This window comes from Kitasatospora sp. NPDC001540, assembly GCF_042894345.1.
In the GTDB taxonomy this organism is placed as follows: Bacteria; Actinomycetota; Actinomycetes; order Streptomycetales; family Streptomycetaceae; genus Kitasatospora; species Kitasatospora phosalacinea_C.
This window is the reverse complement of record NZ_JBIAVO010000049.1, coordinates 1-17,093: the sequence shown is the minus strand read 5'-3', so window position 1 is coordinate 17,093 and position 17,093 is coordinate 1. Positions and strand designations below refer to the sequence as shown.

14 protein-coding genes and 1 rRNA gene are annotated in these 17,093 nt (G+C 73.9%); 3 read left to right on the top strand and 12 right to left on the bottom strand.

From position 1 onward, the window contains the following. Window positions 1-98: 98 nt before the first annotated feature. The 3 genes from ACFY00_RS34880 to ACFY00_RS34870 form a co-directional block, all read right to left on the bottom strand. A complete protein-coding gene (locus ACFY00_RS34880) occupies window positions 99-1,964 on the bottom strand; it encodes a TerD family protein (RefSeq protein WP_388037397.1) in 1,866 nt (621 codons plus the stop codon). A 133-nt stretch (window positions 1,965-2,097) separates the two neighbouring features. After that, window positions 2,098-3,429 (bottom strand): class I SAM-dependent RNA methyltransferase, encoded by a 1,332-nt coding sequence (locus ACFY00_RS34875; RefSeq protein WP_388037471.1) that lies wholly within the window; start codon window positions 3,427-3,429, stop codon window positions 2,098-2,100. Window positions 3,430-3,896: 467 nt separating this feature from the next. Next, complete coding sequence (locus ACFY00_RS34870; protein ID WP_388037468.1) at window positions 3,897-5,975, bottom strand: APC family permease; 2,079 nt, start codon at window positions 5,973-5,975, stop codon at window positions 3,897-3,899. Window positions 5,976-6,220: 245 nt separating this feature from the next. On the opposite strand from ACFY00_RS34870, the gene ACFY00_RS34865 reads away from it, so the two are divergent. Both ACFY00_RS34865 and ACFY00_RS34860 read left to right on the top strand, forming a co-directional pair. Next, window positions 6,221-6,889 (top strand): potassium channel family protein, encoded by a 669-nt coding sequence (locus ACFY00_RS34865; RefSeq protein ID WP_388037395.1) that lies wholly within the window; start codon window positions 6,221-6,223, stop codon window positions 6,887-6,889. Next, a complete protein-coding gene (locus tag ACFY00_RS34860; RefSeq protein WP_285737883.1) occupies window positions 6,889-7,545 on the top strand; it encodes a TrkA family potassium uptake protein in 657 nt (218 codons plus the stop codon). The genes ACFY00_RS34865 and ACFY00_RS34860 overlap by 1 nt, the downstream gene beginning before the upstream one ends. 49 nt (window positions 7,546-7,594) lie before the next feature. On the opposite strand, the gene ACFY00_RS34855 is transcribed toward ACFY00_RS34860, so the two are convergent. The 4 genes from ACFY00_RS34855 to ACFY00_RS34840 form a co-directional block, all read right to left on the bottom strand. Then, on the bottom strand, window positions 7,595-8,353 hold the full coding sequence (locus tag ACFY00_RS34855) for a DUF3159 domain-containing protein (protein WP_388037392.1): 759 nt from the start codon (window positions 8,351-8,353) through the stop codon (window positions 7,595-7,597). Beyond that, window positions 8,350-8,760: an OB-fold nucleic acid binding domain-containing protein gene (locus tag ACFY00_RS34850; protein WP_285737881.1), complete on the bottom strand. Its 411-nt coding sequence runs from the start codon at window positions 8,758-8,760 to the stop codon at window positions 8,350-8,352. The genes ACFY00_RS34855 and ACFY00_RS34850 overlap by 4 nt, the downstream gene beginning before the upstream one ends. A gap of 66 nt (window positions 8,761-8,826) precedes the next feature. Further along, window positions 8,827-9,507 (bottom strand): response regulator, encoded by a 681-nt coding sequence (locus ACFY00_RS34845; RefSeq protein ID WP_388037389.1) that lies wholly within the window; start codon window positions 9,505-9,507, stop codon window positions 8,827-8,829. Continuing rightward, window positions 9,504-12,128: an ATP-binding protein gene (locus tag ACFY00_RS34840; protein ID WP_388037387.1), complete on the bottom strand. Its 2,625-nt coding sequence runs from the start codon at window positions 12,126-12,128 to the stop codon at window positions 9,504-9,506. The genes ACFY00_RS34845 and ACFY00_RS34840 overlap by 4 nt, the downstream gene beginning before the upstream one ends. Before the next feature lie 139 nt (window positions 12,129-12,267). On the opposite strand from ACFY00_RS34840, the gene ACFY00_RS34835 reads away from it, so the two are divergent. Beyond that, a complete protein-coding gene (locus tag ACFY00_RS34835) occupies window positions 12,268-13,098 on the top strand; it encodes a patatin-like phospholipase family protein (RefSeq protein ID WP_388037386.1) in 831 nt (276 codons plus the stop codon). 86 nt (window positions 13,099-13,184) lie between these two features. Here ACFY00_RS34835 and ACFY00_RS34830 read toward each other — a convergent pair whose 3' ends face one another. The 5 genes from ACFY00_RS34830 to rrf all read right to left on the bottom strand — a co-directional run. Then, window positions 13,185-13,850, bottom strand: coding sequence for an ABC transporter ATP-binding protein (locus ACFY00_RS34830; RefSeq protein WP_388037466.1), 666 nt, complete (start codon window positions 13,848-13,850; stop codon window positions 13,185-13,187). A gap of 11 nt (window positions 13,851-13,861) precedes the next feature. Continuing rightward, window positions 13,862-14,710 (bottom strand): ABC transporter ATP-binding protein, encoded by an 849-nt coding sequence (locus ACFY00_RS34825; RefSeq protein WP_388037464.1) that lies wholly within the window; start codon window positions 14,708-14,710, stop codon window positions 13,862-13,864. A gap of 355 nt (window positions 14,711-15,065) precedes the next feature. Next, a complete protein-coding gene (locus ACFY00_RS34820; protein ID WP_388037383.1) occupies window positions 15,066-16,199 on the bottom strand; it encodes a hypothetical protein in 1,134 nt (377 codons plus the stop codon). Next, complete coding sequence (locus tag ACFY00_RS34815; protein ID WP_388037381.1) at window positions 16,192-16,881, bottom strand: SigE family RNA polymerase sigma factor; 690 nt, start codon at window positions 16,879-16,881, stop codon at window positions 16,192-16,194. The genes ACFY00_RS34820 and ACFY00_RS34815 overlap by 8 nt, the downstream gene beginning before the upstream one ends. Before the next feature lie 133 nt (window positions 16,882-17,014). Next, window positions 17,015-17,093, bottom strand: a 5S ribosomal RNA gene (rrf, locus tag ACFY00_RS34810); the annotation flags it as partial.

Sequence of the window (17,093 nt, the reverse complement as noted above, 5' to 3'; positions counted from 1 at the left end):
CCGGCCGCTCCCCCGCTCCCCCACCATGTCCGCCCGCGCCCCCGCGAAAACCGGCCACGCGTCCCGATCCGCCGACGAACGCCCGGACCGTCCCGGAACTACTCCACCTCGACGCCGTACCCGCGCACCAGCGCCTCCAGGTCGTGGTCGTAGCCCTGGCCGACGGCGCGGAAGCGCCACCGCGGGCCCCGGCGGTAGACCTCGGCCAGGAGCAGGGTGCGCTCGCTGGTGGCGGCGTCCAGCGTGGCCTGGGCGAGGGCCGGTGCGTCGACGCCCGGGGCGATCGACACCTGGACCGCCCCGATGTCCCCGAAGGTCTCGACCCCGTCGATGGCCGCGGCGATCGCGATCCGGTGGGCGGCGGGCGGGAGCGCCGCGAGGTCGACGGCGACGCTCTGCTCGGTGGGACCGTCGCAGCGGAGGCGGACGGATCCGTCGGGGCTCTCCGGCGCGCCGTAGAAGACGAAGTCCTCGTCGCAGGAGACTTGTTCGTCCTCGTCGAGCACGAAGGCGACGACGTCGATCTCGCAGTCCGCCAGCTGCGCCCAGGAGGCGGCCACGTGCCACTGCCCCTCGGCCGGGAGGTCGATGACCCCGCCGCGCGACAGGACCTCGGCCACCGCGTCCTCCACGGCCGGGACGTCGACCTGGACGTCGTCCGGTTCCGCCGCGAGCGTTCCGAGCCAGCCCTGCGGATGCACCGGCAGCCCCAGCGCGGTGACGCGGGCCATCCGGCGGTCGAGCTCCGCGCCCGGGAGGAGGACGACGTCGGTGACACCGGCCGAGAGGTTGATCGCCGCAGCCCCGCCCAGTTCGACGACCCGGGCCCGCACGACGGACGCCTCCTCGTGGGTACCGCCCAGGACCAGGACCCGCCGACGGCCGAACGGCCTGGCCGCGCGCGGGGCGGCGGGCCGCCGCGGGGGCGCCTCGACGGGCGCGGACGGCACAGCGGGTGCGGGCGGCGCGACAGGTACGGGCGCGGGCGGCGCGACGGAGGCCGCAGGGCGCTCCGCCACCGACGTCCTCCTCCCCGTCGGCCCCTCGTGCGGCGTCCCCGGCCGCACGTCCGCCAGCAGCCGGAGGAAGGTGTGCTCGTCGACGATCGTGACGCCCTCCGCGGCCGCCCTCCGCGCCTTCGCCGAGCCCGACGCCGAGTCGTTGGTGACCAGGACACCGGTGTGCCGGCTGACCGACGACATGATGTTGAGACCGGCGTCGACGGACCGGGACACCAGCTCCGCCCGGGAGGTGGCGGTCTCGCCGGTGATCGCGATTTTCATCCCCTGCACCAGCGGCTCGCCGGGCGCCGGGCGCCCCGGGTTCCGGTAGCCGCACGGGGTCTTGGGCGGCTTCGGTGCGAACTGCGCGTCCTGCCGGGGCGGGCAGGCCACCAGCGGCAGCGGAACGCCCAGCCGGGCGGCCTCGGCCAGCGAGGAGCGGAAGATCCCCGCGAGGACGCGGGTGTCGTCCAGCGCGTCGTGCGCCCTGGTCTGCGGCACGCCGTAGTACTCGGCGAGGGCGGCCAGGCTGAGGCCGGCGACCGGTGGTTCCACCCGTCGGTTCAGGGCCAGGGTGCACAGGCGCTGCGCGACGGGCAGGTAGAGGCGGGCGCGGGCGAACTCGTGGGCCAGGAAGTCGTAGTCGAACTGGGCGTTGTGGGCCACCATGACGCGGTCCTGGAGGAGCGCCCCGATCCGGCCGGCCACCTGCTCGAAGGTCGGGGCGCCGCTCAGCCGCTCGGCCGTCAGACCGTGGACGTGCACCGGCCCCGGGTCGCAGCCCGGGTTGAGCAGGGTCGCGTACTCGCCGGTCTGGACGCCGTCCGGCCCGAAGGTCAGCACCGCGATCGACAGGACCCGGTCGCGCCGGGCGACCAGGCCCGACGTCTCGACGTCGACCAGGGCCCAGTCGTGCGCGTAGTCGGACGGGTGTGACACGTCGGACGGGGAAGCGAGCGGCATGGCCGCAAGGATGGGCCGAGCCCGGCCGTCGTTCAAGCCGAACGCCGATTTGTCCCCCGGGAAACGCCCCCGGGAAATGCCGCACGGGCGCGGGAAGGGCTCCCGCGCCCGTGCGGAGTGGCTCCGTCGGCCGTCAGCGGACCGGCTCCAGGATGGCGACGCACTCGAAGTGCTGGGTCATCGGGAACAGGTCGAAGGCCCGCAGCGAGACCGGGCGGTAGCCGCCCTCGCGGAAGAAGGCCAGGTCGCGGGCGAGGGCGGCCGGGTCGCAGGCGACGTAGGCGATCCGGCGGGCCTCCAGGGAGCTGAGGTGGGCGACGGTGTCGCGGCCCGCGCCGGAGCGCGGGGGGTCGAGGACGATCAGGTCGGTGGAGGTGATGCCGGTGCGGGGCAGCAGGGTCTCGACCTTGTCGCACTCGATCCGGACCTGCTCCAGCGCGGCCAGGTTGTGCCGGGCGTCGGCCACCGCCTGCTTGCCGGACTCGATGCCGAGCACCGCGCCCTCCTCGCCGACCCGTTCGGCGAGCGCGCCCGCGAACAGGCCGACGCCGCAGTACAGGTCGAGCGCGCTCTCGCCCCACTGCGGGTCGAGGCCGGTGAGGACGGCGTCGACCAGGGTGTCGGGGGCCTCGGGGTGGATCTGCCAGAAGCCGCCCTCGGAGACCCGCCAGGTGCGGCCGGCGGCGCGCTCGCGGACGAAGGTGCGGCCGTGGACGCGGTGGAACAGGTCCTGCTCGTCGATCCGGGCGATGGAGGTCTCGCGGTCCAGTTCGACCAGCGGCAGCTGCTCGCCGGGCCGCGGCCGCAGGATCACCTGCCGGTCGGAGGAGCCGGAGGCGGCGATCGCCTCGACGGCGGCCACCCCGGTCCAGTCGCGGGACTCCACGCCGAGCTCGCTGACCCCGGGCGCCGCGATCAGGCAGCGGTCGATCGGCTGGATGTCGTGCGAGCGGTGCTTGCGCAGGCCGATCACGCCCTCCTCGTCCACCGCGTACTGGACCCGGGTCCGCCAGGCCGGGACCTCGCCCGCGGGGAGCTTGCCGCCGACCGGTTCGACCGAGCCGTCCCAGTGCGCCTCCCCGGGGGTGAGGCCGGCCAGCTTGGCGAGCTGCTCGGTGAGGACGGCGGCCTTGAGCTTGCGCTGCCCGCCGGGGGTGACGTGCTGCCAGTCGCAGCCGCCGCAGCGGCCCGGGCCGGAGAACGGGCAGGGCGCCTCGATCCGGTCCTTGGACGCCTCCAGCACCTCCACCGCGTCGGCCCGCAGGAAGCGCGAGGTGGTGGTGCCGTCGGTGACCTGCACGACCACCCGCTCGCCGGGCAGCGCGTGCCGGACGAACAGCACCCGGCCCTCGTGCCGGGCCACGCAGTGCCCGCCGTGCGCGACCGGCCCGACCTCGACCTCGTAGCGCTCGCCGACCAGCGGGTCCCCGGAGGGCTGCCGCAGCACCGGCTGCGCGGGCCGCAGCGCCTTCGGCGGCCGCACCGCCCCGGGCTTGCGCCCCTGCCGGGCCTGCTTCCGCCCGCCCTCGCCCGGCGCGGCGGCCTGCTGCTTCGGGGCGCGCTCCTGCGGAGCGGCCTTCGCGGGCTTCGCGGGCTTCTCCGGGCGCTGCTCGCCCGGCACCGGCGGCAGGCTGCGGGCGGTGTTGCCCTCCCGGTCGGTGGCTTCGGGCCGGGCGGGTCGGCTGCTCCAGCGCGGGTGCGCGACCTGCCCCGGCTTGGCGCCGGACGTGCGGCCGGGGCGGCCCTGGCGACCGGAGGAGCGGGGCGGGTTGTTGCGGGTCACGGGGGTCGCTTCCTTACGGGAGACAGCGGGACACAAACGGGTGGAGCACCGTGCGGCGGGCGCGAACACGGCGGCCCGCGGCGGACCGGGAACGATCCGCCACGGGCCCATTGAAGGCCATCCGGGGGCCGGACGGGCAGCGCGGGCGCTCAGTCGCGCGGCGCGGTGTCCGCCCCGCCCGACCCGTCGGCCCGGCCGCCGGAACCGGCCGGATCGCCCGATCCGCCCGCCGTCGGCCGCCGCCGCGGCTCGCCGCGGCGCACCGCGCCGGGCGCGGACCACGCCTTGGGTGCCTTGCGCCGCTCCGAGGACTCCAACTGCCAGGGTACGGACGTCACCATCACGCCGGGCTTGAACAGCAGGCGCCCCTTGAGCCGCAGCGCGCTCTGGTTGTGCAGCAGGTGCTCGTACCAGTGGCCGACCACGTACTCGGGGATGTAGACCGCGACCACGTCGCGCGGGCTGGAGCGGCGCAGGTTCTTGACGTACTCCAGCACCGGCCCGGTGACCTCGCGGTAGGGCGAGTCGAGGACCTTCAGCGGCACGTCGAGGCCGCGCTCCTCCCAGTCCTGGCGCAGCGCCGCGGTGTCCGCCGGGTCGACGTTGACGGTGACGGCCTCCAGGGTCTGGGCCCGGGCCAGGCGGGCGTACGCGAGGGCGCGCAGCGCGGGCTTGTGCAGCTTGGAGACCAGCACGATGGCGTGCACCCGGGTCGGCGGGGCGACGTCGTCGGGCTCCTCGGCGGCCTTGAGCTCGGCGCTGACCCGGTCGTAGTGGCGGCGGATCGCCTTCATCACGACGAACAGCACGACCATCAGGGCGATCGCGATCCAGGCGTGGCCGATCTTGGTGGCGAGCACCACGATCAGCACGGCCATGGTCATCACCAGGCCGAAGGCGTTGATCGCCCGGCTGCGCTGCATGTGGGCGCGCTTCTTCGGGTCGGTCTCGGTGCGCAGCAGCCTGGTCCAGTGCCGGATCATGCCGGACTGGCTCATGTTGAAGGCCACGAAGACGCCGACGATGTACAGCTGGATCAGCCGGTTCGGGTCGGCGCCGAACGCCACGATGAACAGGATCGCCGCGCCGGCCAGCAGCACGATGCCGTTGGAGAAGGCGAGCCGGTCGCCGCGGGTGTGCAGCTGCCGCGGCAGGTAGCGGTCCTGGGCGAGGATCGATCCCAGCACCGGGAAGCCGTTGAACGCGGTGTTCGCGGCCAGCACCAGGATCAGGCCGGTGGTGGCGGCGACGAAGTAGAAGCCGGGCGTGAAGTTGGAGAACACCGCCTCGGAGATCTGCGCCAGCACGGTCTTCTGGTGGTAGTCGGCGGGCGCGCCGATCAGCTGCTCGGTCGGGTTCTCGGCCATCTGCGTGCCGGTCAGGTGGGCGAGGTAGATGATGCCCATGAACATCGTCACGGCGATGGTGGCCATCATCAGCAGCGTGGTCGCCGCGTTCTTGCTCTTCGGCTTGCGGAACGCGGGCACGCCGTTGGAGATCGCCTCCACACCGGTCAGCGCCGCACAGCCCGAGGAGAACGCCTTCAGCAGCAGGAACACCAGCGCGAACCCGGCCAGCGAGTCGTTTCCGGGCGTCGCCGCCAGGTGGTACGAGGCGCTCTCCGCGGGCAGTTCGGCCCCGAACCCGAAGTGCCGGACCAGGCCGTAGACCACCATGCCGATCACGCCGACCATGAAGGCGTACGTCGGCACGGCGAAGGCCGAGCCGGACTCGCGCACGCCGCGCAGGTTCATGCCCATCAGCAGGATGACCAGGAACACCGACAGCGTCATCTCGTGCCCGCGCAGCGCGGGCACCGCCGAGACCACGTTGGCCACCCCGGAGGTGGTCGACACCGCCACGGTGAGGATGTAGTCGACCATCAGCGCGCTCGCCACCACCAGGCCGGAGTTCGACCCGTGGTTGACGGTCGCGACCTCGTAGTCACCGCCTCCGCTGGGATAGGCGTGCACGTTCTGCCGGTACGACGCGACCACCGCGAGCATCACGATGGCGACCACGACGCCGATCTGCCACGAGAAGTGGATGGCCGAGGCACCGGCCAGCGACAGCGTCAGAAGGATCTCCTCGGGCGCGTACGCGACGGAGGAGAGCGCGTCCGAGGCGAACACCGGCAGCGCGATCCGCTTGGGGAGGAGGGTCTCCCCCAGCTTGTCGCTGCGCAGCGCACGCCCGATCAGGATGCGTTTCGGTAGGTCAGCAGGCATAGGCACAGCAAGGAATCGTAAGGGCTCCTGATGGCACCGGATGCCTCGCGGGGCCACCTTGGTCGCGACTGTGTTCGGCGGACCGGCTAGCGTGTCGACAGAAGGGTTTGCGGGCAACACCGAGTTGCCCCTCGCGTCGGATCACAGGCGCGGTCGACAGAACGCCCCCCAAATCGGGGGCACGGAAGGACGATGAACGATGTTTACGCAGGTCACGACCCCAACGGACCGGGTGAGGTAGGCGCGTGCACATCGTCATCATGGGCTGCGGACGCGTGGGCTCCGCCCTCGCCAGAACGCTCGAGAAACAAGGTCACTCGGTCGCGGTCATCGACCAGGACCCGACGGCCTTCCGCCGGCTCGGCGCGGGCTTCAACGGCCGCCGGGTCACCGGCGTCGGCTTCGACCAGGACACCCTGAAGGAAGCCGGCATCGAGGAGGCGGGCGCCTTCGCCGCCGTCTCCAGCGGTGACAACTCCAACATCATCGCGGCCCGGGTGGCCCGCGAGAACTTCGGCGTCGAGCACGTCGCGGCCCGCATCTACGACCCGCGCCGCGCCGAGGTGTACCAGCGCCTGGGCATCCCGACCGTCGCCACCGTCCGCTGGACGGCCGACCAGATGCTGCGCCGGCTGCTGCCCAGCGGCGCCGAGCCGCTCTGGCAGGACCCGTCGGGCGCCGTGCAGTTGGCCGAGGTCGCGTTCGCCCCGTCTTGGATCGGCCACCGGCTCGCCGAGCTGGAGGAGGCCGCCGGGGTCCGGGTGGCGTTCGTCACCCGGGTCGGCGAGGGCCTGCTGCCCACCCCGCAGATGGTGGTCCAGGAGGGCGACCTGGTGCACGTGATGCTGCGCCGCAACGAACTGACCGCGGTCGAGGCGGCCTTCGCCAAGGGCCCCGAGGAGGAGGGTCACTGATGCGCGTCGCCATCGCCGGAGCCGGAGCCGTCGGCCGTTCCATCGCCGGGGAGCTCCTGGAGAACGGCCACGAGGTCCTGCTGATCGACAAGAACCCGAACTCCATCTCGGTCGAGCGCGTCCCGCTCGCCGAGTGGCTGCTCGCCGACGCCTGCGAGATCACCTCGCTGGACGAGGCGGCGCTGCAGCGCTGCCACGTGGTGATCGCCGCCACCGGTGACGACAAGGTCAACCTGGTGGTGTCGCTGCTCGCCAAGACCGAGTACGGCGTGCCGCGGGTGGTCGCCCGGGTGAACAACCCGAAGAACGAGTGGCTGTACAACGAGTCCTGGGGCGTGGACGTCGCGGTCTCCACCCCGCGCCTGATGTCGGCGCTGGTCGAGGAGGCGGTGAGCGTCGGCGACCTGGTCCGCCTGATGCGCTTCTCCCAGGGCAACGCCAACCTGGTCGAGCTGACCCTCGCCGCGGACACCGACCTGGTCGGCACCCGGGTCGGCGACGTCGCCTGGCCGGTGGACACCGCGCTGGTCACCATCATCCGCGAGGGCCGGGTGCTGGTCCCGAGCGGCAACGACACCCTGGAGGCCGGGGACGAGCTGCTGTTCGTCGCCGCCCAGGAGCGCGAGGAGGAGCTGGAGACGCTGCTGGCCGGCTGATCCCGCCCCCGCACGGCGAAGGGCCCCGCGCACCGCGCGGGGCCCTTCGTCACTCCTCCGGCTCTTCCTCGTCCAGCTCCGCCTTGATCGGCGGCGGCGCGGTCAGCAGGATCCGCCAGGTGACGTACATCGCCAGCAGCAGCGGCGGGATGCCGAGCGCGACCTTCAGCCAGCCCAGCAGGTTGATGTTGTGGGTGAAGTACAGCGGGAACAGGATCACCGGCTTCAGGCCCATGATCAGCACCCAGGCCCAGGTCGCCCTGGTGTAGGCGGCCAGCCGGCCCGGGTTCTGCTTGCGCCAGGTGAACATCTCGCCGGTGATCGGGCCGAGCATCAGGCCGATCATCGGCCAGCGCACCAGCGCGGAGACCGCCAGCGCCAGGCAGTAGCCGACGTTCCACAGCAGGCCCGGCAGGTAGAAGTCCTCGGCCTTGCCGGTCTTCATCGAGATCCAGGCGCCGATCGCCACCCCGAACACGCCGGAGAAGGCGTGCTGGATGGTCTCCCGGCGGGCCAGCCGGACCACCACGAACACCGCGCACAGCGCCAGCGCCGACCAGGCGGCCGTCGGCACCTTGTGGGTGATGTTGAACGCGACGATGTACACCAGGCCCGGCAGCGTCATGTCGACCATGCCGCGCACGCCGCCGAACGCCTTGAGCACCGTCTCGGCGGCCTCCTTCGAGGCGTCCCGCTCGGGCTCGGCCGACGGCTGCCCGGCCGGCTCGTACACCCCGGGGCCCGGCTGCTCGTCGTCCCGCGGGCCCTGCGGGCCGTGCGCGCCCACCCTGATCGCCTCGTCGCTCACGCGGACTCGCTCCCGTGTCCCACCGGACGCAGCTCGTAGCGGGGGTTGAAGAGCACGCGGCGCCCGCGTGCGTGGCTGATCCGGCCGCTGGCGATCAGGCGGCGGCCGGGTTCGATGCCCACGATCGAGCGCCGCCCCAGCCACACCACGTCCAGCGCCTCGGTGCCGTCGAACAGTTCGGCCTCCAGCGCGGGCACCCCCGCGCGCGGACGGAGCGTGACGGTGCGCAGCGTGCCCGTGACGGTGACGACCTCGCGGTCGCCGCAGGCGGCGATCGGGGTGCAGCCCGCCTCCGCGGTGTCCTGCCGCAGCTCCTCGGCCTCCAGCTCCTCGGAGGAGGAGGTCAGCCGGTTCAGCATGCGGCGGAAACGGCCTTGCGGCTGGTCGCCGGTGTTGTCACCACTCATGCCGGAAGGGTACCGGTTCGCCGGTGCCCGGCGGCAGGGCCGCGCGTGGCCCCGGTCACGGCCGGGTCACGGCTCGAAGCGGTAGCCCATGCCCGGTTCGGTGACGAAGTGCCGGGGGTGCGAGGGGTCCGCCTCCAGCTTGCGGCGCAGCTGCGCCAGGTAGACCCGCAGGTAGTTGGTCTCCTTGCGGTAGGCCGGGCCCCACACCTCCTGGAGCAGCTGGGTCTGGCTGACCAGCCGCCCGGGGTTGCGCACCAGCACCTCCAGCAGGTGCCACTCGGTGGGGGTGAGCCGGACGTCCGCGCCGCCCCGGTTGACCTTCTTCGCGGCCAGGTCGACGGTGAAGCCCTCGGTGGTGACCACCGCCTCGCCCTCGGCGGTGACCGGTTCGGCCCGGCGCACCGCGGCCCGCATCCGGGCCAGCAGCTCGTCCATGCCGAACGGTTTGGTGACGTAGTCGTCGGCCCCGGCGTCCAGCGCCTCGACCTTCTCGTCGGAGGCGTGCCGGGCGGACAGCACGATGATCGGCACCCTGGTCCAGCCGCGCAGGCCGCGGATCACCTCGACGCCGTCCATGTCGGGCAGGCCCAGGTCGAGGACGACCACGTCGGGGTGGCGGGCGGCGGCCAGTTCCAGGGCGCTCGCGCCGTCGGGCGCGGAGTCCACCTCGTACTTGCGGGCCTTGAGGTTGATCACCAGGGCGCGGACGATCTGCGGTTCGTCGTCCACCACCAGGACCCGGGTCATGCGGGACCGGCCTTTCGCTCGTGTGCGTCGGGTGCCCCGGGCGTCTCCGGCGTCCCGGGCCTCTCGGGTGCTTCGTCGGGGTGCCGCCCGGGCGGGACCGCGGGCAGCGAGACGACCACGGTCAGCCCGCCGCCGGGGGTGTCCTCGGCGGTGACGGTGCCGTCCATCGCCTCGGCGAAGCCGCGGGCCACCGCCAGGCCGAGGCCGACCCCGGCGCCGCGCGGGGCGTCGCCGTGCCGCTGGAACGGGGCGAAGATCCGCTCCCGGGCCTCCTCGGGGACGCCGGGGCCGCGGTCGACCACCCGCAGTTCGACCCGTCCGGCGCGCTCCAGCAGATCCGCCTTCACCAGGACGGGTGAACCGGGCGGCCCGTACTTGACGGCGTTCTCCACCAGGTTGGCCAGCACCCGCTCCAGCAGCCCGGCGTCGGCCCGCACCATCGGCAGCGACTCCGCCACCTCCAGCCGCACGCTGCCGGGCGGGACGCCGCCGAGCACGAACGGGACCACCTCGTCCAGGTCGGTGGGCTGCAGCAGAGGGGTGACCGTGCCGGTCTGCAGGCGGCTCATGTCCAACAGGTTGTTGATCAGGTGGTCGAGCCGGTCCGCGCCCGACTCGATCCCGGCCAGCAGTTCGGCCTCGTCCTCCGGACCCCACTCGACGTCCTCGGCGCGCAGCGAGGAGACCGCGGCCTTGATCCCCGCCAACGGGGTGCGCAGGTCGTGCGAGACGGCGGCCAGCAGCGCGGTGCGGATCCGGTTGCCCTCGGCCTCCCGGCGGGCCGCGGCCGCCTCCCCGGCCAGCCGGCGGCGCTCCAGCAGGACGGCGGCCTGGTTGGCGAAGGCGCCGAGCATCCGCCGGTCCGCGGCGGGCAGCACCCGGCCGCGCAGCACCAGCGCGAGGCGCTCGCCGACCGGGACGTCCACGTCGGCCTGCTCCGGCCCGGCGGGCGGACGCGGCCCGACCGCGGCGGCGGCGTGCCAGGCGCCGTGCCCGCCGTGGGGGCCCGTGCGCTCCAGCAGCGCCACCGCCTCCTGCTGGAAGGTCTCCCGGACCTGCTCCAGCAGCGCCGTCAGCACCCCCTCGCCGCTGGGCGCGCCGCGCAGCACGGTGCCCGCCAGCGCGGACAGCGTCTGCGCCTCGGCCTGGGCGCGGGCCGCGAGGTGGCTGCGCCGGGCGGCCAGGTCGACCACCGTGGCGACCGCGATGCCGACCGCGGCGAAGATCGCCACCGCGGCGATGTTCTCCGGCTGGGCGATGGTGAAGGTGTGGACGGGGGGCGCGAAGTAGTAGTTGAGCGCCGAGGAGGAGACCAGCGCCGAGGCGATCGCCGGGTACAGCCCGCCGACCAGCGCCGCGCCCACCGTCAGCGACAGGAACAGCAGCATGTCGGTGGAGAGCCCCGGCCCGCTGAAGCCGGTCAGCAGCAGGGCCAGCAGCGGCGGTCCGGCCACGCCGATCACCCAGCCCGCGACCGTCCTGGTCCGGCCCAGGTCGGTCACCCGGCGGATCGGGATCCGGCCGCGGCCGCGCGCCGCGTGCTCGTGGTTGACCATGTGGACGTCGATGTCCCCGGAGTCCCGGGTCACCGCGTAGCCCACGCCCGGCCCGTACACGTACTGCCAGACCCGGCGGCGGCTGGTGCCGATCACGATCTGGGTGGCGTTGACGCCGCGCGCGAAGTCCAGCAGCCCGGCCGCCGGGTCCTCGCCCAGCACCGGGTGGAAGCTGCCGCCGAGGCTCTCCACCAGGGCCCGCTGCTCGATCAGCGCCTGCGGGGAGGAGCCGGACAGGCCGTCGGAGCGCGAGATGTGCACCGCCAGCAGCTCGCCCGCGCTGTTGCGGGCCGCGATCCGGGCCGCCCGGCGGATCAGCGTGGCGCCCTCCGGGCCGCCGGTCAGGCCGACCACGATCCGCTCCCGGGCCTGCCAGGTGCCCTGGATGCCCTGCTCGGCCCGGTAGCGCTGCAGGTACTCGTCGACCCGGTCTGCCGTCCACAGCAGCGCCAGCTCGCGCAGCGCGGTCAGGTTGCCGAGCCGGAAGTAGTGCGCGAGCGCCGCGTCCACCTTCTCCGGCGCGTACACGTTGCCGTGCGCCAGTCGGCGGCGCAGCGCCTGCGGGGACATGTCGACCAGCTCGATCTGCTCGGCCCGGCGCACCACCTCGTCCGGGACGGTCTCCCGCTGCCGGACGCCGGTGATGCCCTCGACCACGTCCCCCAGCGACTCCAGGTGCTGGACGTTGACGGTGGAGACCACGTCGATCCCGGCGGCCAGCAGCTCCTCCACGTCCTGCCAGCGCTTGGCGTTGCGCGAACCGGGGACGTTGGTGTGCGCGAGCTCGTCGACCAGCGCGACCGCCGGGTCCCGGGCCAGCAGCGCGTCCAGGTCCAACTCGGTGAACTCGGCGCCCCGGTGGGTCACCGTCCGGCGCGGGACGGTCTCCAGGCCGGCCAGCAACTCGGCGGTGCGGGCCCGGCCGTGGGTCTCCACGAGGCCGACCACCACCTCCGCGCCGCGGGCGCTCCGGCGGTGCGCCTCGGCCAGCATCGCGTAGGTCTTGCCGACGCCCGGGGCCGCCCCGAGGTAGATCCGCAGCCTGCCGCGGGCCGTGTGCACCATGACTCAGAGACTACGGCCGCTCATCGCAACATCCGCTGATCAGACGATCACCGGCGAAGAATTGTCGAATTCTTGACGCCTCTCCCCGCCGCCCGGGCCACAATGCCACCCGGAACGAACGATTCGAGGGGGAACCACCATGCGCGGACTCGTACTCGGCGGCGGCGGACTCGCCGGCATCGCCTGGGAGACCGGCCTCCTGCACGGCCTCGCCGAAACCGGCCTCGACGTCCCCGGCACCGCCGACCACGTCCTCGGCACCTCCGCCGGCGCCACCGTCGCCGGACAGCTCGCCTCCGGCCTCCCGCTCGCCGAGCTCTACCGCCGCCAGACCGAACCCGCCCTGCAGAACCACGAGATCACCCCGCCCGCCGAAACCCTCGGCGCGCTCTTCGAGACCATCGGCGAGCTGGTCACCGAGATCGACGACCCCACCGAACTGCGCCGCCGCATCGGCGAACTCGCCCTCGCCGCCGACACCGTCCCGGCCGCCGACCGGCTCGCCGTCATCGCCGGACGCCTCCCCGGCCGCGACTGGCCCGCCTGGCCGCTCACCCTCACCGCCGTCGACGCCGCCACCGGCGAACCCCGCACCTTCGACCGCCACAGCGGCGTCCCGCTGCTCGACGCGGTCGCCGCCAGCTGCGCCGTCCCCGGCATCTGGCCGACCGTCGAGATCGACGGCCGCCGCTACATGGACGGCGGCATCCGCAGCTCCAACAACGCCGACCTGATGACCGGGCAGCAGGCCGTCCTGGTCCTCGCCCCGATGACCGACCCGTTCCTGGCCGCCGAACTCGCCCAACTGGAGAGCACCGGCAAGGTCCTCGCCGTCACCCCCGACGAGGCCTCCCTCGCCGCGGCCGGTCCCAACCCGCTCGACAGCGCCGTCCGCACCCCCTCCGCCGAAGCCGGCCGGGCCCAGGGCCACCGGATCGCCGATCAGGTCCGCGCGCTCTGGACGCCCTGAGCACCGGCCCTGACCACCGGCCCTGACCACCGGCCGGGGCCGATCGGCCCGGGCGGCCCCACACGGCCGCCCGGACCGCCCGCCGACTACTCGACGATCTTCCCGTCCCGCAACTCCAGGACCCGGTCGGCCAGTTCCATCAACTGCGGGTCGTGCGTGGCCACCAGCGCCGTCACGCCCTCGCTGCGCACCACCGCCCGCAGCAGCTGCATGATCGCCAACCCGGTGTCCGAGTCCAACTGGCCGGTCGGCTCGTCCGCGATCAGCAGCGTCGGCTCGTTCGCCAACGCCCGCGCCACCGCCACCCGTTGCTGCTGGCCGCCCGACATCTCGGACGGCCGCTGCTCCGCGTGCTCCGCCAGCCCCACCATCGCCAGCAGCGTCCGGACCCGCTCCTCGCGCTCCTTGACCGCCACCTTGCGCAGCCGCATCGGCACCCCGACGTTCTCCGCCGCCGTCAGCACCGAGATCAGGCCGAAGGACTGGAACACGAAACCGATCCGGTCCCGCCGCAGCTCCAACCGGCCCGCCTCGTCCAGCCCCGCCAGGTCCGTCCCGGCGATGCTGATCTTCCCCGCGGACGGCGTGTCCAGCCCGCCCACCAGGTTCAACAGCGTCGTCTTGCCCGAGCCCGACCGGCCCCGCAGCGCCGTCAACTCCCCGGCCCGCGCCGTGAACGACACCCCGCGCACCGCGTGCACCGCCCGGTCGCCCTCGCCGAACGTCCGGTGCACGTCCTCCACGACCACCATCGCGTCGCCGCTCACCCGCACACCTCTTCCTCGGCCCGCCACACCCCGATGTGGTCCTCTTCCAACGCCAACCGCACCCGACGGCTGAGCTGCAACGCCTCCGTGAAGTCCGGCGGCAGCTGCAACCGGCCCACCCGGTCCAGCACCGCGTACTCCACGCCCGGCTCGCCCCGCTCGGGACGCAGCACCTCCGTCGAGGTCCGCCCGTTGCGGATCCGCACCGTCCGGCGCACTTCCTGCGCCACCATAAGGTCATGGGTGACGATCAGCACCGTCACCCCCAGCTCCTCGTTCACCGAACGCAGCGCCGCGAAGATCTCCTCGCCGGTCGCGCTGTCCAGCTCGCCCGTCGGCTCGTCCGCCAGCAGCAGCGCCGGGGAGTTCGCGTTCGCCACCGCGATCGCCACCCGCTGCTGCTCACCGCCCGACATCTCGGCCGGACGACGGCCCGCCAGGTGCCCGACCCCGAGCAGCCCCAACAACTCCCCCGCCCGCCGCCGCCGCTCACCCCGCGGCACGCCCGCGTACCCCATCGGCAGCATCACGTTCTCCACCGCCGTCAGGTACGGCAGCAGGTTGCGCGCCGTCTGCTGCCAGACGAACCCGACCGTCCGGCGCCGGAACTCCAGCCGCTCGCGCCTGCCCATCGCCAGCAGGTCGTGCCCCGCCACCCGGGCACTGCCCGCGGTCGGCACGTCCAGCCCCGCCAGGATGCCCAGCAGCGTCGACTTCCCCGACCCCGAGGCGCCGACCACCGCGAGCAGTTCACCGTCCTCCACCACCAGGTCCAGCCCCTGCAGGGCCTGCACCTCGACTCCCTCGGACCGGTGGATCCGCACCAGGTTCTCGCACACCACCATGCCCTCCGCGGGCGGCGGGCCCTCCCCGGAGGCGTGCCTGCGCAACTCCTCCAGATCCGGCACGACCCCCGTACCCACGCCTTCGACGCCCACGGCCTCGACCCCCACGCCACTCCCCCTCCGGCCCGAGCCGCGCGGCTCGCCAAGGCCACTCGCAGCCTCTCCCGCCGGGCGGGCGCCGAACCGGCCGGCCGGGGCAGTCCCCTGTTCTGCCCCCGCCGACCGGCCCGATGCTCCCCCCGTCGACCGGCGCCCACACGACGACGGTCTCAACACTCCAACGCCGCCCGGAACAGACAGGTTGCACGGGGTTCCGAACTTTTTTCGAACGTCCGCACCCCGTCCGGACCGCCGCTCAGCCCCTCGGAGAACTCGTCGGGGAACCCGTCGGCGTCGGCTGCCCCAACGTCAGGAACTCCGCCGCCGCCCGCAGGAACGAGTCCGACAACCCCGCCTCCGGCACCACCCCGCCCCCGCTCCGCCGCACCGTCAGCACCGCCACCACCGATCCGCTGACGTGCACCGCGACCTCCTCCGCGGCGGGCCCCGACTGCCGCGTCCCCAGCGCCACCACGCCGACCCCCTGGTCCTCCACCGTCCACCCCGCCCCCGGCGCCACGCACCCCCCGCCCGCCAACAACCGGGCCGCCGCGGCCTTCGCCGCCCCCGGCGTCCCGAAGTCCAGCACGTACTGGCGCGCCGTCGCCTCCTCCGCGTCCTTCCCGCCCTCCCCGTTCGAGCCGTCCGAGCCGTCCGAGCCGTCCGTGTACGCCTCCCCCCACGCCCGCGAGGCCCCCATCCGCGCCACCAGCCCCGCCACGCAGCCGTCCGCGAACTCCTCCTCCGGCGACAACAGGATCGGCAGCACCGCCACCGCGCCCGTCGCCCCGCCCGACGGCACGGACGCCGAGCCAGAGGGGGACGCCGAGTCGGACGGGGACAGGGAAGGGGACGGGGACAGGGAAGGGGACGCGCCCGTCGACGACGCCACCGCCGTCCACGGGCCGTACCAGCCCAGCACGCTCGGCATCCGCCGCGCCCCCAGCGCCAGCGCCCGCACCTCCGGATCCGCCCCCTCCAACGGCAGCAGCGTCCACACCCACACCGATGCAACGCCACTCGGCGTCGGCTCCGCCGGGAACGAGGGCGCCGGAGCCGGAGAGGACGCCCGCGCCTTCGACGGCCCCGGACCCGGCGCCGCCGACTGCTCCACCGGTACCCCCGCCACCCCGTGCCTCGGCTGCAACGGCACCACCGTCGCCACCGTCCACAGCGCCGCAGCCCCCAACACCCCGACCCCGGCCACCGCGCCCACCCGACGCCGCTGCCGACGCCGCGCCCCGCGCCGCACCACCTCGACAGCGTCCGGTGCCGGTACCCCCGACGCCACCTCGCGCCGCAGCCCGTCGAACATCGCCTCCAACCGGGCAGCACCGATCGCCGGACGGTTCTCCGCCTCGTCCAACTCCGGAACCTCGGGCCTAGACATGCGACCCGCAGTCCTCCGCCACCCGCGTCCGATCCCCCGCCAACTCCACGTCCACCGGCCCCCGTTCCGCACTGCCGCCCGCCGACTCCCCCCGTCCCCGCACCTCACCCGCGGCAGCCGCCCGAACCGGCCGCAGCGGGGCGACCACCGGCTCCTCCGCGGCCGCCGACTCTTCCCCCAACAGCACCGCCAACGCCTGCCGCCCCCGGTGCAACCGCGCCTTCACCGTCCCCACCGGTACCCCCTCGTCCGCAGCGATCTCCGCCACCGAACGCCCACCCATGTGGTGCCACACCAACGCCGACCGTTGCGCCTCCGGCAACCGCCGCAACGCCTCCACCAACGCCACCGTCTCCGGCCCCGGCCCCGGAACCGGCGACTGCTGCCCGTCCCCGTGCCGGATCCAGCTCTGTAACGCCGTCCGGGCCCGCCGCCACCGGCTGATCGCGATCCGCTGCCCCGTCAACCGCACCCAGGCCACCGGATTCTCGTGCGACACCAGCCGCCCCCAGTGGTTCCACGCCCGCACGAACGCCTCCTGGGCAGCGTCCTGCGCCTCACCCAGATCCCCCGTCAGCGCGTACAGGTGCGCCACCAGTTGCCCGTACGCCGCCTCGTAGAACGCCCGAAAGTCGCCGTCGCCCTGACCGGCTCTGTCGCCGGCCCCCTCGCCCTGCTCCACGACCATGACGCCACAGTGTGCCGTGCACCGCACCACCCGGCAACACTGCCCCTCGTTCCGGCCCCGCCGTGCCCGGACCGGAAATGCGGAAAGGGCCCCAGCCGTATGGCTGGAGCCCTTTCTCTGAAAGATTGTTCGGCGGCGTCCTACTCTCCCACAGGGTCCCCCCTGCAGTACCATCGGCGCTGTGAGGCTTAGCTTCCGGGTTCGGA